Origin of the sequence: Methylobacterium aquaticum (assembly GCF_016804325.1) — a bacterium.
GTDB classification, from domain to species: domain Bacteria; phylum Pseudomonadota; class Alphaproteobacteria; order Rhizobiales; family Beijerinckiaceae; genus Methylobacterium; species Methylobacterium aquaticum_C.
Genome location: NZ_CP043627.1, coordinates 5,632,926 through 5,653,197 on the forward strand (window position 1 = coordinate 5,632,926; position 20,272 = coordinate 5,653,197).

General features: G+C 69.2%; 23 protein-coding genes and 3 pseudogenes. 22 read left to right on the forward strand and 4 right to left on the reverse strand.

Annotated features, from left to right (window positions below; translation table 11 throughout):
* The first annotated feature begins 2 nt into the window (after positions 1 to 2).
* The 19 genes and pseudogenes from F1D61_RS25790 (at position 3) to F1D61_RS25880 (ending at position 14,095) form a co-directional block, all read left to right on the forward strand.
* Complete coding sequence (locus F1D61_RS25790) at positions 3 to 584, forward strand: hypothetical protein (protein ID WP_203155000.1); 582 nt, start codon at positions 3 to 5, stop codon at positions 582 to 584.
* A complete protein-coding gene (locus tag F1D61_RS25795) occupies positions 581 to 862 on the forward strand; it encodes a hypothetical protein (protein WP_203155001.1) in 282 nt (93 codons plus the stop codon). Before F1D61_RS25790 ends, F1D61_RS25795 begins: the two co-directional genes overlap by 4 nt.
* Positions 862 to 1,155: a hypothetical protein gene (locus F1D61_RS25800; RefSeq protein WP_203155002.1), complete on the forward strand. Its 294-nt coding sequence runs from the start codon at positions 862 to 864 to the stop codon at positions 1,153 to 1,155. The genes F1D61_RS25795 and F1D61_RS25800 overlap by 1 nt, the downstream gene beginning before the upstream one ends.
* Before the next feature lie 55 nt (positions 1,156 to 1,210).
* The gene (locus F1D61_RS25805) at positions 1,211 to 1,876 is read left to right on the forward strand and encodes a hypothetical protein (protein WP_203155003.1); all 666 of its coding nucleotides are present in this window, start codon (positions 1,211 to 1,213) and stop codon (positions 1,874 to 1,876) included.
* A gap of 143 nt (positions 1,877 to 2,019) precedes the next feature.
* Positions 2,020 to 2,286: a hypothetical protein gene (locus F1D61_RS25810; protein ID WP_203155004.1), complete on the forward strand. Its 267-nt coding sequence runs from the start codon at positions 2,020 to 2,022 to the stop codon at positions 2,284 to 2,286.
* Positions 2,283 to 2,705, forward strand: a complete 423-nt coding sequence (locus F1D61_RS25815; RefSeq protein WP_203155005.1) for a DUF4326 domain-containing protein — start codon at positions 2,283 to 2,285, stop codon at positions 2,703 to 2,705. Before F1D61_RS25810 ends, F1D61_RS25815 begins: the two co-directional genes overlap by 4 nt.
* A 174-nt stretch (positions 2,706 to 2,879) precedes the next feature.
* Positions 2,880 to 3,251: a hypothetical protein gene (locus F1D61_RS25820; protein ID WP_203155006.1), complete on the forward strand. Its 372-nt coding sequence runs from the start codon at positions 2,880 to 2,882 to the stop codon at positions 3,249 to 3,251.
* A gap of 73 nt (positions 3,252 to 3,324) precedes the next feature.
* Positions 3,325 to 3,732: a hypothetical protein gene (locus F1D61_RS25825; protein ID WP_203155007.1), complete on the forward strand. Its 408-nt coding sequence runs from the start codon at positions 3,325 to 3,327 to the stop codon at positions 3,730 to 3,732.
* Positions 3,653 to 4,063, forward strand: a complete 411-nt coding sequence (locus F1D61_RS35455) for a helix-turn-helix domain-containing protein (protein ID WP_432443177.1) — start codon at positions 3,653 to 3,655, stop codon at positions 4,061 to 4,063. Before F1D61_RS25825 ends, F1D61_RS35455 begins: the two co-directional genes overlap by 80 nt.
* On the forward strand, positions 4,063 to 5,073 hold the full coding sequence (locus F1D61_RS25835; RefSeq protein ID WP_203155009.1) for a tyrosine-type recombinase/integrase: 1,011 nt from the start codon (positions 4,063 to 4,065) through the stop codon (positions 5,071 to 5,073). Before F1D61_RS35455 ends, F1D61_RS25835 begins: the two co-directional genes overlap by 1 nt.
* A gap of 144 nt (positions 5,074 to 5,217) precedes the next feature.
* On the forward strand, positions 5,218 to 6,294 hold the full coding sequence (locus F1D61_RS25840; protein WP_348649390.1) for an alpha/beta hydrolase: 1,077 nt from the start codon (positions 5,218 to 5,220) through the stop codon (positions 6,292 to 6,294).
* Positions 6,295 to 6,303: 9 nt separating this feature from the next.
* On the forward strand, positions 6,304 to 7,305 hold the full coding sequence (locus tag F1D61_RS25845) for an asparaginase (protein WP_203155010.1): 1,002 nt from the start codon (positions 6,304 to 6,306) through the stop codon (positions 7,303 to 7,305).
* Between the two features lie 218 nt (positions 7,306 to 7,523).
* Positions 7,524 to 8,021, forward strand: coding sequence for a tRNA (N6-threonylcarbamoyladenosine(37)-N6)-methyltransferase TrmO (gene tsaA / locus F1D61_RS25850; protein WP_203155011.1), 498 nt, complete (start codon positions 7,524 to 7,526; stop codon positions 8,019 to 8,021).
* Complete coding sequence (locus tag F1D61_RS25855) at positions 8,018 to 8,938, forward strand: quinoprotein relay system zinc metallohydrolase 2 (RefSeq protein WP_246775535.1); 921 nt, start codon at positions 8,018 to 8,020, stop codon at positions 8,936 to 8,938. The genes tsaA and F1D61_RS25855 overlap by 4 nt, the downstream gene beginning before the upstream one ends.
* Positions 8,939 to 9,365: 427 nt before the next feature.
* Positions 9,366 to 11,167, forward strand: a pseudogene (gene xoxF5, locus F1D61_RS25860) (lanthanide-dependent methanol dehydrogenase XoxF5).
* 140 nt (positions 11,168 to 11,307) lie between these two features.
* Entirely contained in the window at positions 11,308 to 11,952 is a 645-nt protein-coding gene (locus F1D61_RS25865) for a c-type cytochrome, methanol metabolism-related (protein WP_203159280.1), read from the forward strand.
* Positions 11,952 to 12,797 carry a rare earth element methanol dehydrogenase accessory protein XoxJ gene (gene xoxJ / locus F1D61_RS25870; RefSeq protein ID WP_203155012.1) on the forward strand — a complete coding sequence of 282 codons (846 nt, stop codon included), beginning with the start codon at positions 11,952 to 11,954 and terminating at the stop codon, positions 12,795 to 12,797. The genes F1D61_RS25865 and xoxJ overlap by 1 nt, the downstream gene beginning before the upstream one ends.
* Positions 12,794 to 13,338: pseudogene (locus F1D61_RS25875) on the forward strand (PQQ-dependent catabolism-associated CXXCW motif protein). Before xoxJ ends, F1D61_RS25875 begins: the two are co-directional and overlap by 4 nt.
* A 53-nt stretch (positions 13,339 to 13,391) precedes the next feature.
* A pseudogene (locus tag F1D61_RS25880) lies at positions 13,392 to 14,095 on the forward strand (SDR family oxidoreductase).
* 274 nt (positions 14,096 to 14,369) lie between these two features.
* On the opposite strand, the gene folK reads toward F1D61_RS25880, so the two are convergent.
* From folK to folP, 3 genes are read right to left on the reverse strand one after another with little or no spacing between them, the layout of a single operon-like run.
* A complete protein-coding gene (gene folK / locus F1D61_RS25885; RefSeq protein WP_203155013.1) occupies positions 14,370 to 14,855 on the reverse strand; it encodes a 2-amino-4-hydroxy-6-hydroxymethyldihydropteridine diphosphokinase in 486 nt (161 codons plus the stop codon).
* Positions 14,848 to 15,216: a dihydroneopterin aldolase gene (gene folB / locus F1D61_RS25890; RefSeq protein ID WP_203155014.1), complete on the reverse strand. Its 369-nt coding sequence runs from the start codon at positions 15,214 to 15,216 to the stop codon at positions 14,848 to 14,850. Before folB ends, folK begins: the two co-directional genes overlap by 8 nt.
* Positions 15,217 to 16,002: a dihydropteroate synthase gene (gene folP, locus F1D61_RS25895; protein ID WP_203159281.1), complete on the reverse strand. Its 786-nt coding sequence runs from the start codon at positions 16,000 to 16,002 to the stop codon at positions 15,217 to 15,219.
* A gap of 245 nt (positions 16,003 to 16,247) precedes the next feature.
* On the opposite strand from folP, the gene F1D61_RS25900 reads away from it, so the two are divergent.
* The gene (locus F1D61_RS25900) at positions 16,248 to 17,027 is read left to right on the forward strand and encodes a quinoprotein dehydrogenase-associated SoxYZ-like carrier (protein ID WP_203155015.1); all 780 of its coding nucleotides are present in this window, start codon (positions 16,248 to 16,250) and stop codon (positions 17,025 to 17,027) included.
* A 33-nt stretch (positions 17,028 to 17,060) separates the two neighbouring features.
* Complete coding sequence (locus F1D61_RS25905) at positions 17,061 to 17,450, forward strand: VOC family protein (RefSeq protein ID WP_203155016.1); 390 nt, start codon at positions 17,061 to 17,063, stop codon at positions 17,448 to 17,450.
* Positions 17,451 to 17,715: 265 nt separating this feature from the next.
* Here F1D61_RS25905 and F1D61_RS25910 read toward each other — a convergent pair whose 3' ends face one another.
* Positions 17,716 to 18,642, reverse strand: a complete 927-nt coding sequence (locus F1D61_RS25910; protein ID WP_203155017.1) for a cyclase family protein — start codon at positions 18,640 to 18,642, stop codon at positions 17,716 to 17,718.
* Positions 18,643 to 18,971: 329 nt separating this feature from the next.
* On the opposite strand from F1D61_RS25910, the gene F1D61_RS25915 reads away from it, so the two are divergent.
* Positions 18,972 to 20,180 (forward strand): GGDEF domain-containing protein, encoded by a 1,209-nt coding sequence (locus F1D61_RS25915; RefSeq protein WP_203155018.1) that lies wholly within the window; start codon positions 18,972 to 18,974, stop codon positions 20,178 to 20,180.
* Positions 20,181 to 20,272: the final 92 nt, after the last annotated feature.

Below are 20,272 nucleotides of genomic sequence, written 5' to 3' on the forward strand. Positions count from 1 at the left end.
CGATGCGTGACGCTCCCTTGATCCGTACTGACGGGGCCGATGATCCCGTTCATCATAAGCTGAAAGCTGCCGTTGAAAAGCGGCAGAGCGCCTACCTCTGGACGCCAGCCGACACGATCCGGTTCACGCCGCGCCTGCTCCCGATCTTCTACGGAGACGGACGCGCACTATTCAGGATTACGACCATCAATCAGCGGCCCGCCTACTGGGTAATCCGGGCGTGCAGCACTTGGGGATGTGGTCTGGATGGCCACGACGCCTCAGGACCCGATTTCGGCGAGATAACCGACGACATCATGACCGACCTCGAAGATGCATTCGGGCGCGGTCGATGCGGGTACTCGGGCAGCAGCCTGTTCCACCCCCGCAAGGAGCGCATCCAGTGGTGCCAGTGCGAGGAATGCTCCGATCGGCATGTCGCTCGCTGGCCTGAGGTCGACGACAACGGCGGCTGCTCCTGGTCGCGGATGGATTGGCCGTCAGGCTTCGCGACGGTGAAGAACCCGCTCTCGTGGCAGGGCAACTTGCTTCCTGAAGCACTCGCCGCCCGCGCCGCTCTCCAGAAAGAGGAGGAGGGACGATGACGCCCGCGCAGAAACAGGCCCTTGAGCACCTGCACCGCCACGGTGGCGAGGGCGCAATCGACAAGCACGGCGCCCTGGTGGCGAGCGGCGTCCGCCTGAAGTTCCTGGCCGACACATGGCTGCGGCTGATGACGACCGGCCATGTCGAGCCCTGCGGCCCGATGCGGATCAAACTGACGGGTCTCGGACGGCAAGCCGCCGAGCCGGAGCCTGTCAAGTGCCTTCGCGGCGGAGGTTTCTCGGACGGCCATGTCCCCGCGCACCCAGGAGCAGAATGATGCACATCGGACGTGTCACGGGCGCGACCCGCAACCTCGGCGCCCCGAAGGGCTGGGACCCGACCAAGGACGGCATCTGCGGCGGGCTTCCGATCCGCGACGAGCCCCACAGCCCCGGCGTGAACAAGATGGTCTCGGCGTGGCTGCCGACGCCGGAAGAGATCGCGCTGATCGCGGCTGGGGCCCCGATCTACCTCGCTGTGCTCGGCGTCTCGCATCCGCCGGTGTCGATGTTCGTCGGCAATCCTCCGGCTGATCCCTCCCTCCAACCCAGGGACACCACCGATGTCTGACCATACAGGAGTGGATGGAGAGAGCCTAGTTGATCGCGTTTGCCACGATGAGCAGATGACGATCTGGACTGGCGAGATCGTTGATAGCCTATCCATGGGCGGCTACTTCCGTGAGCGTCTTTCCTACGACGACGGGCTACATATCCACGCCGTCATCGCTCGGGATCTGCGCATCATCATCGCGAGCGCCTTTCTTCAAGCGGAGAAGCCTGCGCCATGCGATGGAAGCGGCGCCAGCCGGCAAGACGCAAAGCGGCTTGATCCGAAGGACGACAGCGCGGTCGACGAAGCGTCAAGCGAAGTCGAGGCGCCCGACCTCCTGTCCGAGCTTGACGACGCTGTCAGTATTCTAAACAGCAACGACGCGCCATATTGCGCTAGTGCAGTTGAACGCGCTGCAAAGATGCTCAAAACACAGGCAGCCGAGATAGATCAACTCACCATCGCCCTCGCGGAAAGCGAGCGCCAGAAGCTGGATGATCGCCGCCACGCCGCCGCCCTGGCCGAGGCTGTCTGGCACGCACTGGACGACATGGGCGCAGAGGGGCGCTCAATCTGTCCTGCCGCCAAGGCCCGCCTCAGGGTCGCCTACGAGCCGTTCCGTTGGACGGACGACGCCGGCAACGACGGCCTCGACATGCCGATGGAGGTCGCCCGGGCGATCCTCGTCGAATGCGGACTCGCCACTCCCACCCAAGAGACACCCCATGTCGAGAGCTGACGATCTGCGGGTTTTCCGCGAGCGCCTGAAGGATGCAGAGCGCGGATGGCGGCTTCGGCCGTGGCGCCCTCTGCCGTCGTGGATCCAGGCCGATCGGCAGCGCGTCGCGGACCGCGCCGCCCTCATCACCCAGGAGGTCGAGAATGACCGGTGAACGCGGCTACCTCGACACGGACACCGTGACGGCGGCCGACATTCGCCGGGCGTGGCCGCACATGCGGGAGGCCTGCGGACTGGTCTCCACATCGGCTTGCCGGGACGAGCTGATCCGGCAGGCTGTGCGGTTCGCCAAGGCTCGGCGCGATGGCTGGATCCCGCCCAGCCCCGATCGGCCGAACCGTGCAGCCCTGTTCGAGGCGGCGGCTTTCCAAGCCCCCACCCAGACCCTGAAGAGGGAGGGGCAGTCGTGAGCCAGCCTGTCCGCCTTCAACTCTCGCGCCGGCCCGGCGCCTGCCTGCGGGACCAGAGCCTCGCGACCAACGGCTTGCCCGCGGTCGTGGTCTCGCGCCCGAGCGTCTACGGCAACCCCTGGACGATCGCCGAGGCTAAGAAAGCCGGCGCATGGGGCACCGACGCGGAAATCGCCGCCTGGTGCTCGCGACTGTACCGCAGATGGGTGGAGGGCTCTCAATACCTGCGGGAGGGGATCGACAACAACCGCGCCGACCGCATCCGGGCCCGCCTGCCGATCCTGCGCGGCAAGAACCTCGCCTGCTGGTGCCCCCTTCCGGCGCCGGGCGAACCAGATCCCTGCCACGCTGCGGTGCTGCTGGATCTCGCCAACCGGCCGACCTGCGAAGCGATCCCGGAGCCATCTCATGAGCGGTAGCCCAGGGCTCACCCCTCACATCGCCCACCTCATCGCCCAGGCCGAGCAATGGCGATCCGAGCACATCCGGGCCGGTCGCGGGATCGAGGCGGCAGCATCCGAGATCAGGATCCAGGCGCTCTACGATGCGGCTGGGGTCCGGCGTCAGAAACCCCGTGACCGAGGACCAATAACATGAGCGAGCAGATAACCCTTGGCGCACTGATCGACGCACTTGATCGGGCGGAACAAGACGAAATGATCCGATACGACTTCGGCGGGTTCTTACCTGTAAGACCCGTCAGCTACCGTGGTTTCTACGATCATCTCGCCATTGGTTTTGTGGAACACCACGATGCAGAGGGCCTGCTAAAGGTTGCTGACCTACTCGCTGCATGTCGCACGGCGGATGGCGCTACTTTTCAGGGCTACAAGGGCGGCAGCTACACAATGAACCGCGATACACCCTTGTGGGCGGCCAATTATGGCGCCTCGACTGATACTGCTATCGTCGGACTAAAGCGAGCATCTTGGGGTTACGTAATTGAAACAGTATTCATGGAATAAACAATGACCAAAAATTTAATATTGCTCCTCTCCCGCGCCCGCGCTTCCGGTATCCCGGTCCAGGGAGGTGAGGATGATTGACCTCAACCAGCAACTCGACGAGATCCGCCGCCGTGTCCGCATGATCGACGGCGAGTTGACCCGCCTCGGCATGGCGACAGACCCTGCTCTTCGGTGGGTGCCGGCCGAGACGCTGCGGATGCACCTCGACATGGCGGCAATGGAAATGCGCGATTACGTGGCCGGGCTTGGGGGCGCTCCCGCGCAGCCGGCCAGCATTGCGCAGGTCGAGGCCGACAACGCCATGCTTCGCGATGCGCTGTCTTGGTACGGCGAACAGGCGCGGCTCTGCCGCCTCGCCCACTCGGAGGGCGATGCCGGCCGGCAGGCTCTGGACGCCGATGGCGGCACCCGAGCCCGGGTTGCCCTGGCGCGCCGGCCCCGCCCCACCGCCCCGGCCACAGAACAAGAGGAGGGGTAGCGTGGAGCGGACGCAGATCCCCGGCGCCTGCAAGATCCTCGGCGTATCCGCACGGACCGTCCAGCGCCTCGCCGTCGCCGGCCAGTTGCCGAGCGCCGTCAAAGTTGGTCGGGTGTGGACGTTCGACATCCAGGCGCTTCGGTCCTGGCTGGTCGAGCAGGAGGTGAAACCATGCCAGCGGATAGAAAGAAGGCCCCGGACGGCTGTTACTGGCGAGGCTCGACGCTCTGGGCTCGCTTCACGGTCGGAGGCAAGGAATACCGTTTCAGCCTTAAGACAGACGACCCAGATGTTGCGAGAAATCGCTCGGCAGCAGAGCAAGCAAAAATAGTGGCGGCCCACAGCTACGGCGAGGACCGTAAGCTGTGGACCGACGCCGTGACTGCCTGGGGGCAGTACATGGTGAGCCAGATTGGACAGCGCACGCTCGAACGTTACACCAACTCCATCGACATCGTCGCCGACTTTTTGGCCGGCCTCCACGTCGATGAGGTGTCCGACGAGACGATTGCGGCCATCGTCCGAGCGCGGCGCGCGGCCGGCGTCTCGACGGCCACGATCCGGCGCGATCTGACCGCGCTGTCCAGCGTGCTCGGCTTCGCCAGGGACGAGAAATGGCGGAAGGGTAACCCGGCTCTTGAGGCGATGCAGAGCCGCCGCATGAAGGAGCGCCGCGACCCGATCGTGCTGCCGGAGAACCCTGACATTGAGCGCGTGATCGCTCGAGCGCCCGGACTCTTCAAGCACCTGATCCGAGCGGCGCTTCTCACCGGCTGTCGTCAGGACGAGCTTGTCACGCTGGAGCGCCGGAATGTCGATCTCGGCCGCCGGGCTATCCGAGTCCGCGGCAAGGGCAACAAGCACCGGGAGGTGAGCCTGACGGATGAGGCTGCGGCCCTGTTCGCCGACATCCCGGTCAACATCGGAACCCGGGCCGTGTTCTGGCACGCGGGGACGAAGGGCCAGCCATCCGAACGCCTGCGGGAACAGCCGGAGCCGGGTCCATTCCTGAACGCTGCAAGCCGGTTCGGGCTCTACTGCCGCGACGTGGTCGCCGCGGAGGCCGAAGAGATTGCCGAGGCGGCCAAGCGCGGGAAGAAGCTGGAGCCGACGTTCCGGCGCTTCCGGTTTCATGACCTGCGCCACCGTTTCGCGGTCGACTACCTGCGGTCCGGACGGGGCGGGCTCTACGATCTCCAGCAGGAGATGGGCCACACCAGCATCAAGGTCACCGAGCTCTACCTGTCGTTTTTGACCGCCGAGGAGAAGGCGCAGGCTAAGGGGGCGCCCGCACGAAACACGGCACAGGTGCATCGGTTTCCCGGCTTGACCGGTGCCTAAAGCATTGTTACGGCTGCGGAATAGATGAAAGCCGTTCTTGTGATCCATTGGTTTTGTAAACCGAAGGTCGGGGGTTCGATCCCCTCCGCCGGCACCAATCATCCCTGACAAGGCCGCTCGGGCGGCGCCATCGGTCGAGGTGCGATGATGCCGTCGTTCTGCATCCGCCAGCTCCTCGTCGCGGTGCCGCTCCTGATCGCGGCACCGGTCGCCCGGCTCGAGGCCGCCGACGAGGCGGGCCCGCACCGACGGCCGGTGGCGGTCCTGGCCGACCGGAGCCTCGCGGTGGCGCCGGGCGCCGTCCTGCCGCTCTTCGCCTCCGCCGACCTGGAGCGGCGCCACCCGGAGGTGACCCGGGCGGTGATCGTGCTCCACGGCCGCCTGCGCGACGCCGACACCTATTTCGCGACCGGCCTCGCCGCCCGGGACGCCGCCGGCCCGGCGGGCGAGGGCGCGCTGATCGTGGCCCCGCAATTCCTCGGCCTGACCGACTGGAAGGCCCACGGCCTGCCGCCGGACGTGCTGCACTGGACGCTCGAGGGCTGGCAGGGCGGGGACGACGCGCTCGGGCCGGAACCCCTCAGCTCCTTCGACGCCCTCGACGCGATCCTGGCCCGGCTCGGCGACCGGACCCGCTTCCCGAACCTGTCGCGCATCGTCGTCGCCGGGCATTCCGGCGGCGGGCAGGTGGTGCAGCGCTACGCGGTCCTGTCCCGGGCCGGCGACGCCCTGGCGCGGCAGGGCGTGCGCGTCACGTATGTCGTCGCCAATCCGAGCAGCTACGCCTATTTCACGCCCGAGCGGCCCGGCCCGACCGCCGAGTGTGCCGGCTACGACCGCTGGAAATACGGCATGCGGGACCTGCCGCGCTACGCCGCCGGAGCCGATCCCCGGGCACTCGAGACGGGCTACGCGGCGCGGCCCGTGACCTACCTGCTCGGCGGCCGGGACACCGACCCGGACCATCCGGCCCTCGACAGGAGTTGCATGGCCGAGGCGCAGGGGCCGTTCCGCCTCGCCCGCGGCGAAGCCTACCGGGCCGCCCTGCTGGCGCGCCATCCCGACCTGAACCAGCCCCTCCACGTGGTCCCGGGGGTCGGCCATGACGGCCGGCGGATGCTCGACTCGGCCTGCGGCCTTTCGGCCCTGTTCGATGTCCCGGGCTGCCCGGACGAGGCTGGCCCGGTTCGTGCCAGCCCAAGCGGCGTAAGCACGAGGTAATCCAGCACCATGACCGCACTCCCCAAGGTCGCCTTCATCGGCACGGGCGGCACCCTGTCGTCGGTGGGCCGCGACTCCCTCGACATCCTCGACTACACCGCCACCGGCATGCGCCTGGAGGCGGAGGAGATTCTGGCCCGGGTGCCGGAGGCCGCCTCCGTCGCCGAGGTGGTGCCGGTGCGCTTCCGGGCGGTGACGAGCCCGGGCATCGGCTTCTCGGATTGGCGCGAGCTGGTCCTGATCTGCGAGCGGCTGGTGGCCGAGCACCCGGACCTCGCCGGCATCGTGATCGGGCACGGCACCGCCACCCTGGAGGAGACCGCCTACGCGCTGAGCCTCACCCTGACCGTGGCGGTGCCGGTGGTGGTGGTGGGCTCGCAAAGGCCGATCACCGCCCTGTCGAGCGATGCCCCCCTCAACCTCGTCGCCGCCCTGCGGACCGCCGCCGCGCCGGAATCCCGCGGGCGGGGCGTGCTGGTGGTGCTCAACGACGAGATCCAGGCCGCCCGCGAGGTGACCAAGACCTCGGTCGCCCGGCTCCAGACCTTCCGGACGTCGGATTTCGGCGTACTCGGCCAGGTCGACGGGCCGCATGTGCGCTACTACCGCAGGTCCGAGCGCCGCCACGCCCCCGGCACGCCGTTCGACATCCGCGCCCTCGACGCCCTGCCGCGGGTCGATGTCTCGTATGCTTACGCCGATGCCGACGGCACGGCGGTGCGGGCCTTCGCGCAAGCGGGGGCGCGGGGCATCGTCTCGGCCGGGCTCGCCCCCGGCATGACCCCGCCGGCGGAGGCCGAGGCGCTGGGCGCGGCGGTCGCGGCCGGCATCGCCGTGGTGCAATCGACCCGCGCCGGCAGCGGCGTGGTGCCGGAGACCCGGCGGCTGGCCGAGCTCGGCATCCTCAGCGCCGACAACCTGACGCCGCAGAAGGCCCGCATCCTCCTGGCCCTGGCCCTCGCGACGACCCGCGACCCCGCAGCCCTGCGGGAGATCTTCGCGACGTATTGACCTGCGGGGCGCAGGTCCGACGACCTCATCCGCCGGGCGATTGCCAGGCGCGCGGGCGCTGCTCTAGGGTCCGACGGCTAGGCCCGACGACTGCCCCCGCGGGTCGGGCCGGCGGCAGGTCGGGCCGGCGCAGTCTGAACACCTTCGTCAGCGCCCGACCTGCACGAGGGGCAGGCGCGCCCGCGCCGCCAAAGCCCCCGGGGAGAGACGACGTCCGCATGGTACGCCTGAACGAGATCCGGGCCGGCGAGGTCGCGGTCGCGCCGCCCGAAGCGCAGGATGCCGGCCTGGTCTTCATCGGCCGCATCCATACCCCCTGGACCGACCGTCTCGGCTGCCCGCGCCAGGGCCGGCTCGACGGGCCGACCTGCCGGATCGAGGTGTTTCCCCCCTGGCGCGAGGCCCTCGACGGCGTCGCGCTCTACGAGCGCCTGGAGGTGCTGTACTGGCTCGACCGGTCGCGGCGCGACCTGGTGCGCCAGAGCCCGGCCGATGACGGCACCACGCGAGGCACCTTCTCCCTGCGCTCGCCGGTGCGGCCGAACCCGATCGGCACCAGCATCGTCCGGCTCATCGGGGTCGAGGACGGGGTGGTGCAGGTGCGCGGGCTCGATTGCCTCGACGGCACGCCGCTCCTCGACATCAAGCCCGACCGCACCCTGTTCACGCCCCTGGCGCCGCCGCAGGCCGGCGACGCGGAGACCGGTGCGGCGTGAGGATCGTCGGCGCGCTCCTCCTCGTCCTCTCCCTGTTCGCCCCGCCGGCCGAGGCCGGCGGTGCGGCGGCCCTGCCGATGCAGGAGGTGGCGCCGGGCGTCTTCGTCTATGCCGCCCCCTATGCGCTCGCCGGGCGCGGCAATGACGGGGCGATCGCCAATGTCGGCTTCGTGATCGGGCGCGACGCGGTGGCGGTGATCGATACCGGCGGCAGCCTGCGGGCGGGAGAGCGCCTGCTGGCGGCCCTGCGCCAGCGCACCGCCCTGCCGGTGCGCTACGTGATCAACACCCACGTCCACCCCGACCACGTGCTGGGCAACGCCGCCTTCGCCGCCGACGGCACGACCTTCGTCGGCCACCGCGCCCTGCCCGAGGCGCTGGCGGCGCGGGCGCAGGACTACCTCCGGGCCAATGCCGACCTCGTCGGGCCCGACTTCGCCGGCACCCGGATCGTGCCGCCGACCCTGCTGGTCTCGAGCGTCCTCGACCTCGACCTCGGCGGGCGGGCGCTCCACCTCGAAGCCTGGCCGACCTCCCACACCAACAGCGACCTGACGGTCCGCGACGAGGCCACCGACACCTGGTTCCTCGGCGACCTGCTGTTCGTCGGCCACGTGCCGGCCCTCGACGGGCGGCTCACCGGCTGGATCGCCACCTTGCGGTCCCTGCACGCGCGGCCCGCCGCCCGGGTGGTGCCCGGCCACGGCCCCGCCGTCGTGCCCTGGCCCGCCGCCGCCGGGCCGATCGACCGCTACCTCGCGACCCTCGAGACGCAGGTGCGGGCGATGGTGCGGGACGGCACGCCGATCGGCGAGGCCGGCCGGGCGGCGAAAGGGGAGGCGGGGGAATGGGCGTTGTTCGACGATTTCAACGCCCGCAACGCCACGACAGCCTACCAGGAACTGGAATGGGAATAGATGACGACTTACGGTTAAGTATGTCGGCCGAGACGACCTCGTTCGCCGACCAACAACTTCGGACACGAACCGGTGATGTTGCGGTGCAAAATTTCAATGCTGCGCTGCACATCGCAACGCGATATATACCTTAGTTATCAATTTGGAGGCGAGGAGGGGCCACCCTGCGGCAGGCTGGTGTGTTGACGGCGCCCCAATTTTTCTTAGAGTTCCTTCAGCTTCGGTTTCAACGGTGCCGCCAGGGGAAGGCGGCGCACGGTTCGCAGACACGGCAGGCCCGCCCGGGCCCCTCTCGCGCCAGTCCCGCTGGCGGCCGGTCGTGACACGCTGCCGAGGCGAAGAACGTCCCCAAAACGTAAACAGCAGGAACGGCTTGATACGTCCCTTCCCGGGGACGTGCAGCGGAATGCACCTGTCGGAGGAATCCATGAGAGCGGTCCATCTCCTTGCGGTGAGCGCGGGCATCCTCGGTGCCGCCCCGGCGCTGGCGAACGAAGACGTGCTGAAGCGCACGGCCAACCCGGCCGAGCAGGTTCTGCAGACGGTCGACTACGCCAACACGCGTTATTCCAAGCTCGACCAGATCAATACCGGCAACGTCAACAAGCTTCAGGTCGCCTGGACCTTCTCGACCGGCGTGCTGCGCGGCCACGAGGGCTCGCCGCTGGTCATCGGCGACGTGATGTACGTCCACACGCCGTTCCCGAACATCGTCTACGCGCTCGATCTGAACAACGACGGCAAGATCCTCTGGAAGTACGAGCCGAAGCAGGATCCGAACGTGATCCCGGTGATGTGCTGCGACACGGTGAACCGTGGCTTGGCCTATGCCGACGGCGCGATCTTCCTGCACCAAGCCGACACCACCCTCGTGTCGCTCGATGCCAAGACCGGCAAGGTGAACTGGTCGGTGCAGAACGGCGATCCGAAGATCGGCGAGACCAACACCGCCACCGTGATGCCGGTGAAGGACAAGCTGATCGTCGGCATCGCGGGCGCCGAGTACGGCATCCGCGGCAACATCACCGCCTACGACATCAAGACCGGCAAGCGTGCCTGGCGCGCCTACAACGTCGGTCCCGATGACGAGATGAAGATCGACCCCGAGAAGACCACCGAGCTCGGCAAGCCGGTCGGCAAGGACTCGTCGATCAAGACCTGGGAAGGCGACCAGTGGAAGACCGGCGGCGCCTCGACCTGGGGCTGGTACTCCTACGACCCGAAGCTGAACCTGGTCTATTACGGCACCGGCAACCCCTCGACCTGGAACCCGAAGCAGCGCCCGGGCGACAACAAGTGGTCGATGACGATCTTCGCCCGTGACGCCGATACCGGCGTGGCGAAGTGGGTCTACCAGATGACCCCCACGACGAGTGGGACTATGACGGCATCAACGAGATGATCCTCACGGATCAGAAGATCGACGGCAAGGAGCGCCCGCTCCTGACCCACTTCGATCGTAACGGCTTCGGCTATACCCTCGACCGGGCCACCGGCGAGCTGCTCGTCGCCGAGAAGTACGATCCGGCGGTGAACTGGGCCACCAAGGTCGACATGGACAAGTCGTCCAAGACCTACGGTCGTCCGCTCGTCGTCGCCAAGTACTCGACCGACCAGAACGGCGAGGACACCAACACCAAGGGCGTCTGCCCGGCGGCGCTCGGCTCCAAGGACCAGCAGCCGGCGGCCTTCTCGCCCAAGACCAACCTGTTCTACGTGCCGACCAACCACGTCTGCATGGACTACGAGCCGTTCCGGGTGAGCTACACCCCGGGCCAGCCCTATGTCGGTGCGACCCTGTCGATGTACCCGGCGCCCAACAGCCACGGCGGCATGGGCAACTTCATCGCCTGGGACGGCACGGCCGGCAAGATCAAGTGGTCGAACCCCGAGCAGTTCTCGGTGTGGTCGGGTGCTCTCGCCACCGCGGGTGACGTGGTGTTCTACGGCACGCTCGAGGGCTACCTGAAGGCCGTCGACGCCAAGTCGGGCAAGGAACTCTACAAGTTCAAGACCCCGTCGGGCATCATCGGCAACGTGATGACCTTCCAGCACAAGGGCAAGCAGAACATCGCCGTGCTCTCGGGCGTCGGCGGCTGGGCGGGCATCGGTCTCGCGGCCGGCCTCACCGACCCGAATGCCGGCCTCGGTGCGGTCGGCGGCTACGCCGCCCTGTCGAGCTACACCAACCTCGGCGGCCAGCTGACCGTCTTCAACCTGCCGAACTAACCGGCCCTTCGGCCGGTGGGAAGGCAGGCTGCGACGACGGCACCTCAGACCTAAGTCCGGGCCGGCGCGGGTATCCGCGCCGGCCTCCTTATGATTAGATTATCATCAGGGTGCAGGACGCCGGTTTCGGCGGCGACCCAATGATATCCAGGGAGAAGCGTCCTTTGCGTCACCTCAGCAAAGTTGTCCTGCGGCCGCTCGCGGCCGGCCTCGCCCTAGCAACCGTCGGGATGGTTGCCGTACATGCTGAGGATGCCAAGAAGGCCGACGCGACACCGGATCCGGCGCTGGCCAACCAGCTCAATCCCGCCGACAAGGCCGAACTCGACGAGAAGCTGCTCGCCAAGGACGCCGCCGTGAAGGTGGAAGACGGCAAGTACACCGACGCCGCCGGCGCCCCGACCTTCCACATCACCAATAACGGCAAGAAGGTCGACTGGTACACCTATTCGGGTTATCGCCGCTATCACGCCGAGTGCCACGTCTGCCACGGTCCGGACGGCATGGGCTCGACCTACGCCCCGGCGCTGAAGGATTCGCTGAAAACCCTCTCCTACGAGGAGTTCGTCGGCATTGTCGTCGGCGGCAAGCAGGACGTGAACTCGTCGACCCAGAAGGTCATGCCGGCCTTCGGCGACAACAAGAACGTCACCTGCTACATGGACGACCTCTACGTCTACCTGAAGGCGCGGGCCTCCGGTGCGCTCGGCCGGGTGCGTCCGGGCGACAAGGAAGAGAAGCCGGAAGCGGCGCGCAAGCAGGAGAAGGAGTGCCTGGGCGGTTGATGACGCGGGCACCCCTCACGGCGATCGTCCTGGCGGCCGGCCTCGCGCTGGCCGCCTCGGCGCACGCGCAGAACCTCCCGGACCTCGTCACGACCGACGTGCTGCGCGTCTGCGCCGATCCCGGCAACATGCCGTTCTCGGAGCGCAAGGGTGACGGGTTCGAGAACCGCATCGCGGAGATCGTCGCCGACGAGCTGAAGGTGAAGCTGCGCTATTACTGGCTCACGCAGGGGCCGGGCTTCGTGCGCAACACGCTGGGCACCGGCCTGTGCGACGTCATCGTCGGCTCGGCCTTCGGCAGCGAGCTGGTGCAGAGCACCAACCCCTATTACCGCTCGACCTACGTGCTCGTGTCGCGCCACGGCAGCTTTGACGGCCTGACCGGCCTCGACGATCCGCGCCTGAAGGGGAAGCCGATCGGCGTGATCGTCGGCACGCCCCCGGTCGAGCGGATGGGAGCGGTCGGCCTGGTGCCGACCATGAAGCCCTATTCGCCCTACCAGTTCGACCCGGCGCGCCAATACCAGACCGTCACGGCCGAGATCGTCGCCGACGTGACCTCGGGCAAGCTCGACGCCGCCGTGCTCTGGGGACCCGCCGCCGGCTGGCTCGCCAAACAGGCCGGCGGCCTCGACCTCGTGCCGCTGCTGCGCGAGCCCGACCGGCCGCCGCTCGCCTACCGCATCGCCATGGGCGTGCGCCACGGCGAGAACGAGTGGAAGCGGGTTCTCAACAATGCTCTGCGCAAGCGCCGGGCCGAGATCGAGGCGGTGTTGCGCGACTACGCGGTTCCGCTCCTCGACGAGGAGGAGAGCCGGCTGCTGCCGGCGGACGCCAAGCCGTGAGGCGGGGGCTCGCGGCCGCTTTCCTGATTCTGGCAGCCGGCCTCGCGCGGGCCGCCGGTCCGACCGCTCCGCCTGAGCCCGACGACTACCGCCAGGAGGACTTCCGCAGCCCGACGCCCGCGACCCTGCGCGGCGCAGAGACGATCACCACCGCGGAGGCCGAGCGGCTGTGGCGGGCCGGCGCCGCCTTCGTCGACGTGCTGCCGCGTCCGCCGCGGCCCACCACCCTGCCCCCGGCACGATCTGGCGCGATGCGCCGCATGACAGCATCCCGCACGCCATCTGGCTGCCCAATACCGGCTACGGTGCGCTGGCGCCGCAGACGGAGGAGTACTTCCGGCACGGCCTCGCTGCGGCGACCGAGGGCCGCCCCGACAGGCCGGTGGTCCTGTTCTGCCAGCGGAACTGCTGGATGTCGTGGAACGCCGCCAGGCGCGCCCTGACCCTCGGCTACCTTCACGTCCACTGGTACCCGGACGGGACCGACGGCTGGGGCGAGGCCGGCCTGCCCCTCGCCAGGGTGAGCCCCGCGGCGCCGTGACGCTCGGGTCAGCCCGTGGCATGCAGGCGGCGTCGAGAACCGGGAGCAGCATCATGAGCCACGAGCGCGTCGCCATCGTCACCGCCGGCGGCAGCGGCATGGGGGCCGCGGCCGCCCGCAAGCTGGCGGGGGAGGGTTTCCGGGTCGCGATCCTGTCGTCGTCCGGCAAGGGCGAGGCCCTGGCCGAGTCCCTCGGCGGGCTCGGGATGACGGGCTCGAACCGATCGCCGGACGATCTCGCCCGCCTCGTCGAGGGGACGATGGCGCGGTGGGGGCGGGTCGACGTGCTGGTCAACAGCGCCGGCCATGGGCCCAAGGGCCCGCTCCTCGACCTCACCGACGAGGACTGGAGCCGCGGGATGGAGGTCTACTTCCTCAACGTGGTGCGGCCGACCCGCCTCGTCACGCCGATCATGCAGCGCCAGGGCGGCGGCACGATCATCAACATCTCGACCTTCGCGGCCTTCGAGCCCGAGCAGGCCTTTCCGACCTCCGGCGTGTTCCGCTCGGGGCTGACCGCCTTCACCAAGCTCTTCGCCGACCGCTACGCCCCCGACAACGTCCGGATGAACAACATCCTGCCGGGCTTCATCGACAGCCTGCCGGAGAAGCCCGGCATCCGCGACCGGATCCCGCTGGGCCGCTACGGCAGCGAGGACGAGATCGCCGCCGTCGTCGCCTTCCTGGCCTCCCCGGGGCGGGCTACATCACCGGGCAGAACCTGCGGGTGGATGGGGGGATCACGCGGTCGGTGTAGACGGGAGATTGCGGCAGGTCTGGCAAGTCAGGCCATGCGGTTGTCACACCCTCCATGTCATCCTGGGGCCGCGCAGCGGAACCCGGGATCCATAACCGCGACGGTGGAGGATGAGGCGGCACGCGATCCGCCTTGTTCTTCTGCGTTAGCGGTTATGGATCCCGGGCTTTCGCCTTCGGCGATCCCCGGGATGACCCTGTGGGTTTGCGAACGTCTTCGCCCGACTCGCCGGCTTCCCGTCATGGTCTGACTTGTGCCACCCGGTCGACCGAGGTCAGGCCTCCCTCTCCACCGGCTCGATCCCGCTCCGGTCGAGCCGCGCCAGTGCCACCTCCACCGTCTCCCCGCCGATCACCAAGTCCGGGGCGATCTCGGCGAGCGGCACCAGCACGAAGGCGCGCTCGCGCAGGAAGCGGTGGGGCAGCACCAGCCGTTCGTCGGAGATGGTGGCGCCGGCGTAATGCAGCACGTCGATGTCGATCACCCGCGGCCCCCAGCGGCGCTCCCGCACCCGGCCGAGGCGGGTCTCGGCGGACAGGCAGGCCTCCAGCAGGGCGTGGGGCGAGAGCGTGGTCTCGATGCCGATCGCGGCGTTGAGGAACCAGTCCTGGTCGGTATCGCCCCAGGGCGGGGTGCGGTAGTCGCGCGAGCGGGCCGTCACCGTGATGCCGGGCGTGGCGGCGAGCGCCGCGATCGCCGCATCGAGCATCGCGGCCTTGTCGCCGAGATTGCTGCCCAGTCCCAGATAGGCGTCAGTCACGGCGCGTCCTCGTGATCTCGACCGCGACGCCGTCGAGCACCAGCGGCACCGGCGCGCTCGGCTTGTCGACCCGCACGGTGAGGGCCTGGAGCATCGGGAAGGCGTCGAGTGCCTCCGTGGCGATGGTCTCGGCCAGGGCCTCGATCAGCCGGAAGCGCCTCTCGGTGGCGATGCGGTGGGCGAGGGCCGCGAGGTCGGCGTAGCTCACCGTGCCGGCGATGTCGTCGCTGCGGCCGGCCTCCCCGAGATCGAGCCGGGCTTCGAGCGAGAGGTAGAAGCGCTGGCCCAGCGCCTCCTCCTCCGGCAGCACGCCGTGGCGGGCGAAGACCGCGAGGCGGTGGATCAGGATGCGGTCCAACATTCAGGCTCCGGCGCGGGAGGCGGGACGCATGATCGCGTCGACCACCTGGCAGGCCTCGACATGCGGGCGCACGTCGTGGACCCGCACGATGTCGGCCCCGAGCGACGCGGCGGCGACATGGGCGGCGATCGAGCCGAACAGCCGATCTGCCGGCGCGGTGGCGGCGTTGTGGATGCGCCCGAGCACCGATTTGCGCGACACCCCGACGAGGAGCGGGAAGCCGAGCGCCCGCAGCTCGGGCAGGCGCCGCAGGGCCTCCAGATGCTGCTCCCAGCTCTTGCCGAAGCCGATGCCGGGATCGAGCACGATGTCGCGGTCCGGGATGCCGGCCCGGCGGGCGATGTCGAGCGAGCGCTCGAAGAAGGCCCGCATCTCGTCGACGATGTCGAGGCCCGGATCGACGGTCTCGCGGTTGTGCATCACCACCACCGGCGCGCCGTGATGGGCCGCGACCCGGGCGATCTCCGGCTCGCGCTGCAGGCCCCAGACGTCGTTGACGATGCGGGCGCCGGCCTTCAACGCCACGTCGGCGGTGGAGGCCTTGTAGGTGTCGATCGAGATCGGGACGGGGAGGGCGGGGCCGAGCGCCCGGATCGCCGGCAGCACCCGGGCCTGCTCTTCCTCGGCCGGTACCGGCTGGTGGCCCGGCCTCGTCGATTCGCCGCCGATGTCGAGGAGGGCGGCGCCTTCCTCGACCAGGCGCGTGGCTTGGTCGCGCGCCGCGTCGAGATCCTGGAAGCGGCCGCCATCGGAGAACGAATCCGGGGTGACGTTCAGGATGCCCATCACCAGGGTGCGGCGGCCGAGATCCGGCAGCAGGGCGGCGAGTGAAGACACGGTGCGACAATCCTCGACGGCGACCGATCCGGGATAGGCCGGCGGGCGCCGGCGCGCAACGGCACCTCCGGCGATCACCTTCCGGCGAGAGGCCGCCCGAAACCGCGCCGCGTCAGGGACTTATCCTGGCATCGGGTCCGGGCCTCCTCTACATTGGTCGCAAGCGGCGAGAGGCCCGCATCCGGGAGAGCGTCATGAGAGTGTTGCCGGCTTTCTGCGTGTTGGCGGCTCTGGCCGGCCCGGCCGCGGCGCAGGACGAGCGGCCCGAGACCACCTGGACCGAGCTGCGCCCCAGCGTCGTGGGCGAGCGCCTGATCCGGGACGGGGCCGGGCTGGTGAGTCTCGAGGCGCCCAAGCGCGCCGAGGACGCCGCCATCGTCCCGGTAACGCTTCACATCACCCTGCCCGAAGGCGATGCCCGCCGGGTGAAGAGCCTGACCCTGGTGGTGGACGAGAATCCCTCGCCGGTGGTCGGCACGATCCGGTTCGCGGAGGGGCAGCGCCGCTTCGATCTCTCCACCCGCATCCGGGTGAATTCCTATTCCTACGTCCGCGCCATCGCCGAGACCGAGGATGGCGGCCTCTACATGACCAAGGCCTACGTGAAGGCGGCGGGCGGCTGCTCGGCGCCGGCGGTCAAGGATCCGGCCGAGGCCAAGGCCCATCTCGGCGAGATGCGCTTCCGCGCCTTCGCGGATCGTGGCGAGGCGCAGGTCCAGGTCCGCCACCCGAACTATTCCGGGTTGCAGATGGATCAGGTGACCCGGCTCTACACGCCGGCCTGGTTCGTCGAATCCCTGAGCGTGCGCCAGGGCGAGACGCCGCTCTTCTCGATGACCGGCGGCATCTCGATCAGCGAGGACCCGACCTTCCGCTTTTCCTACCACGGCAACACCGAGCCGGTGACGGTGGCGGCCAAGGACACCGAGGGGCGCGTCTTTACCCGGACCTTCCCCGCGGGCAACGGGACCTGACGGCGCAAGCTTCATCAAAGGCGGCTCTCGGCGATGCGGCTCGGCTATGTCATCCTGTACGTTCCCGACGTGGCGGCGAGCGTCGCGTTCTACGAGCGCGCCTTCGGGCTGGTGCCTCGCTTCGTCCACGAGAGCGGGCAATATGCCGAGCTGGAGACCGGCGGGACGGCCCTGGCCTTCGCCGAGGAGGTTTTCGTGGCCCAGACCTGCCCGGGTTTCCGCCTCAACCGCCGCGCCGACGCGCCCTCTGGCTTCGAGGTCGGCCTGATCGCCGAGGACGTCGCGGCGGCCTTCGCCCGGGCCGTCGGGGCGGGGGCGCTGCCGGTGGCCGAGCCGGTGACGAAGCCGTGGGGGCAGGTCGTCGCCTATGTGCGGGACGGCGATGGCGTGCTGGTGGAATTGTGCAGCGCCATGGGCGGGTGACCTGTCTGCGGGAGGCGTCCGCCATCACGTGGGCCGCCGCCGTGGCCGCAGATGCGTGCCGGCATAGAGCGCCCCGACCGGGCAGAACAGACCGAAACCCGGCAGGTCCAGGGCGGCGTCAGGATCGGTGAGCCGCCGCTCGTCCCATCCATCCGGCGCGCGCTCCCAGACCGTGACCTCGATCCGGCGCTGCTCGATGATCAGGACCGCCCGGCAGGGTTCGTGCGCCCGGTAGAGTCGCGTCTTGGCCTCGATCCACGGGACCTCACGGCGCCGTCGGCCGCATCACCCCGTCGGCATCGCGTCGCAGGGGCGCGGGCTGCTGCGGCAGCGGCGCACCCGGCACCGCGTCGACGCTGACGCCGTGCGGCCAGCCAGCCGGCGCGATGGCGACGTAGCGGGCATAGCCGCCGGTGCCGCCGAGCGGCTTGGCGAAGCCGATGGCGATGAGCGCCCCGGCCTCCGGCACCTGGTCGAGGTTCGCCACCCCCTCGGCTTGCGCGAAGTTGTTGTGCATCAGCCAGGCCTCGCCTTCGAGGGTCGGCGTCGTGTCGGTGTCCAGCGGCTCGTGGCCGTGGAACAGGATCTTGCGCTTGAGATGCAGGAACTGGAGTGCCGCGAGGCTCACGCCGGGGAACGGCTTCTGCCGGAACCGCTCTCCGTCCGCCCAGCGCTTCGACCAGTCCGAGCGCACCATCACCACGGCGCCGGCCGGGATGCGCCCGTGCTTCTCTTCGAAGGCCGCGATGTCGGCGACCTGGAGGTGATAGCCCTCGTCGCGGGCGACCTTGGCCGAGATGTCGATCACCGCCAGCGGCCGCAGGGTGTAGGTCGCCGGCAGGTCGCTGATCGTCGCGCCGCGCGGGTTCCAGTGAGCCGGCGGGTCGAGCTGGGTGCCGTACTGGTCGGTCGGCAGGTCGTAGGCGGTGGCGACGAAACCGTGGGTCTCGTAGGTGAAGACGTCGCCTTCCTTGGCGAACCCGTCGAGCGTGCGGCCGGCCCGGGCCGGCTTGAACGTGGCGCCGGCAAAGCCCGGCCAGACCGGCTGCACCGGCGCGAAGGCATGGGTCAGGTCGATGTATTTCGCGGACCGGAGCTTCTGGTCGTAGAGCGACCACAGGGAGAGGTCGTCGGCAACCGCCGCTTGCGCGAGGCACCCCGCCACCAGTGCCCATCCGATGAGCCGCTTCATCGCGCATCCCCGCCGATCGAGAGGCGCCCAGAGTGCCGGCTCACGGCCGGGGCCGCAACCGCCTCGGCGACGACGCGCGTGCGGCTCCGTCAACGTTACGGAATCCGCAAAGCCGGCGGTCCCATTCGAAGGCCCGGATTGTCCCGGCACCGACGATGGCGTTCACAACGCTACCATGAAGCCGTGTTTGCCGGCATTTTATCGATCGCGGAAGCCGGCTCGTCACGGTCCGGCGGCTTCATCGAGACCGTGACCGCCGCCGTCGATCGCCCGGTTCACAACCTCGTCGCGAATTGCGCAGGGGCAGCCCCGCGCCGGGACCCATCGCCATGACGCTCGACCTGCCGACGCTGTTCATCACCTCGGCCGTCATCGACCTGGTGACGAGCCTGTACTTCCTGCTCGCCTGGTTGTCGCAGCGCGGTCGCCGGATCTATCTCTGGCTCGCAGCCTCGTCGGGATGCGCCACGTTCGGCTGCCTGATGTTCATGTCCCGGAACGCCGCGCCGGATTGGATCGCGGTCTGGCTGGCGTCCATCTGCTTCATCCAGACCTTCGCGTTCTTCCTCGCGGCCGTGCGCATCGTCGTCCGCAAGCCGGTGCGGCCCTGGACCCTGTGGGTCGGCGCGATCGTCTGGACCGGAGCCTGCCTCGTCCCGCCCCTCTACGCCGCCGAGCAGGTCCGCAACGCCGTGTCGTCGGTCATCATCACCGGCTACTGCGTCGCCATGTGCCTCGACTTCTTCCGGGCGAGCGGGCTCGGATTGCGCTTCGGCCGCCTGATGGCCGGCGCGGTGCTGCTCCTCGACGCCGCGTTGTCGGTCTGGACGATCGTCTTCTCGCTCCGCAACCCGGGGATCGTGGTGCCGCTGTTCGAGCCGAATCGCTGGAGCGCGATCATGCTCCTGGTGAACCTGATCACCTACCTGATCATGCTCCTGGCGGTGACGACGCTCGAACTCGACACCGAGGCATCGATGCAGCGGCAGGCGGCCCGGACCGACTCGCTGACCGGCCTCCTCAACCGTCGTGCCTTCCTGGAGGCGGCGTCGGACCGGATCGTCCGCGACCGGCAGCCGGCCGCCCTGCTGATGCTCGACATCGACCACTTCAAGGCGATCAACGACGGCCACGGCCATGCCGCCGGGGATGCGGCCCTGCGTGCCTTCGCCGACGAGGTCGCGCGCCAGATGCGCGACTTGAACGACAGGCGGGGCTCGGGTGGCGCGCCGCCGCGGCGGAAAGATGCCGCAGCGGTCGGGCGGCTCGGCGGCGAGGAATTCGCCTGCCTGCTGCCGCACGGCTCGCGCGAGCGGGCGGCGGCCTCAGCCGAAGCACTCCGGAGCGCGGTGGCGCGGATGAGGGTGGAGGTCGAGGGGGCGACCCTCTCGTTCACGGTCAGCGCCGGTCTCGCCGTCGCGGAGGCCGGCGCCGACGTCGATGCGCTGCTGCGGCAGGCCGACCGGGCCCTGTACGAGGCCAAGCATGGCGGGCGGGACCGGGTCGTCGTGGTCGAGGCGACGGCCCGGGCGGCGTAAGGCCGACGGTTGGCGAAGAGAGCTTCGTGCCGTTCCCGAATCGTCGTCGAGCCTGTGGCTCGAAGTCGATGATTCGCGATGAATCGATGGTC

Excerpts from the sequence above, each read along its gene's own strand:
- F1D61_RS25790 (WP_203155000.1), top strand. The coding sequence starts at position 3 with ATGCGTGACGCTCCCTTGATCCGTACTGACGGGGCCGATGATCCCGTT.
- F1D61_RS25795 (WP_203155001.1), top strand. The coding sequence starts at position 581 with ATGACGCCCGCGCAGAAACAGGCCCTTGAGCACCTGCACCGCCACGGT.
- F1D61_RS25800 (WP_203155002.1), top strand. The coding sequence starts at position 862 with ATGCACATCGGACGTGTCACGGGCGCGACCCGCAACCTCGGCGCCCCG.
- F1D61_RS25805 (WP_203155003.1), top strand. The coding sequence starts at position 1,211 with ATGACGATCTGGACTGGCGAGATCGTTGATAGCCTATCCATGGGCGGC.
- F1D61_RS25810 (WP_203155004.1), top strand. The coding sequence starts at position 2,020 with ATGACCGGTGAACGCGGCTACCTCGACACGGACACCGTGACGGCGGCC.
- F1D61_RS25820 (WP_203155006.1), top strand. The coding sequence starts at position 2,880 with ATGAGCGAGCAGATAACCCTTGGCGCACTGATCGACGCACTTGATCGG.
- F1D61_RS25825 (WP_203155007.1), top strand. The coding sequence starts at position 3,325 with ATGATTGACCTCAACCAGCAACTCGACGAGATCCGCCGCCGTGTCCGC.
- F1D61_RS35455 (WP_432443177.1), top strand. The coding sequence starts at position 3,653 with ATGGCGGCACCCGAGCCCGGGTTGCCCTGGCGCGCCGGCCCCGCCCCA.
- F1D61_RS25840 (WP_348649390.1), top strand. The coding sequence starts at position 5,218 with ATGATGCCGTCGTTCTGCATCCGCCAGCTCCTCGTCGCGGTGCCGCTC.
- F1D61_RS25845 (WP_203155010.1), top strand. The coding sequence starts at position 6,304 with ATGACCGCACTCCCCAAGGTCGCCTTCATCGGCACGGGCGGCACCCTG.
- tsaA (WP_203155011.1), top strand. The coding sequence starts at position 7,524 with ATGGTACGCCTGAACGAGATCCGGGCCGGCGAGGTCGCGGTCGCGCCG.
- F1D61_RS25865 (WP_203159280.1), top strand. The coding sequence starts at position 11,308 with ATGATATCCAGGGAGAAGCGTCCTTTGCGTCACCTCAGCAAAGTTGTC.
- xoxJ (WP_203155012.1), top strand. The coding sequence starts at position 11,952 with ATGACGCGGGCACCCCTCACGGCGATCGTCCTGGCGGCCGGCCTCGCG.
- folB (WP_203155014.1), bottom strand. The coding sequence starts at position 15,216 with ATGTTGGACCGCATCCTGATCCACCGCCTCGCGGTCTTCGCCCGCCAC.
- folP (WP_203159281.1), bottom strand. The coding sequence starts at position 16,002 with ATGGGCATCCTGAACGTCACCCCGGATTCGTTCTCCGATGGCGGCCGC.
- F1D61_RS25900 (WP_203155015.1), top strand. The coding sequence starts at position 16,248 with ATGAGAGTGTTGCCGGCTTTCTGCGTGTTGGCGGCTCTGGCCGGCCCG.
- F1D61_RS25905 (WP_203155016.1), top strand. The coding sequence starts at position 17,061 with ATGCGGCTCGGCTATGTCATCCTGTACGTTCCCGACGTGGCGGCGAGC.
- F1D61_RS25910 (WP_203155017.1), bottom strand. The coding sequence starts at position 18,642 with ATGAAGCGGCTCATCGGATGGGCACTGGTGGCGGGGTGCCTCGCGCAA.
- F1D61_RS25915 (WP_203155018.1), top strand. The coding sequence starts at position 18,972 with ATGACGCTCGACCTGCCGACGCTGTTCATCACCTCGGCCGTCATCGAC.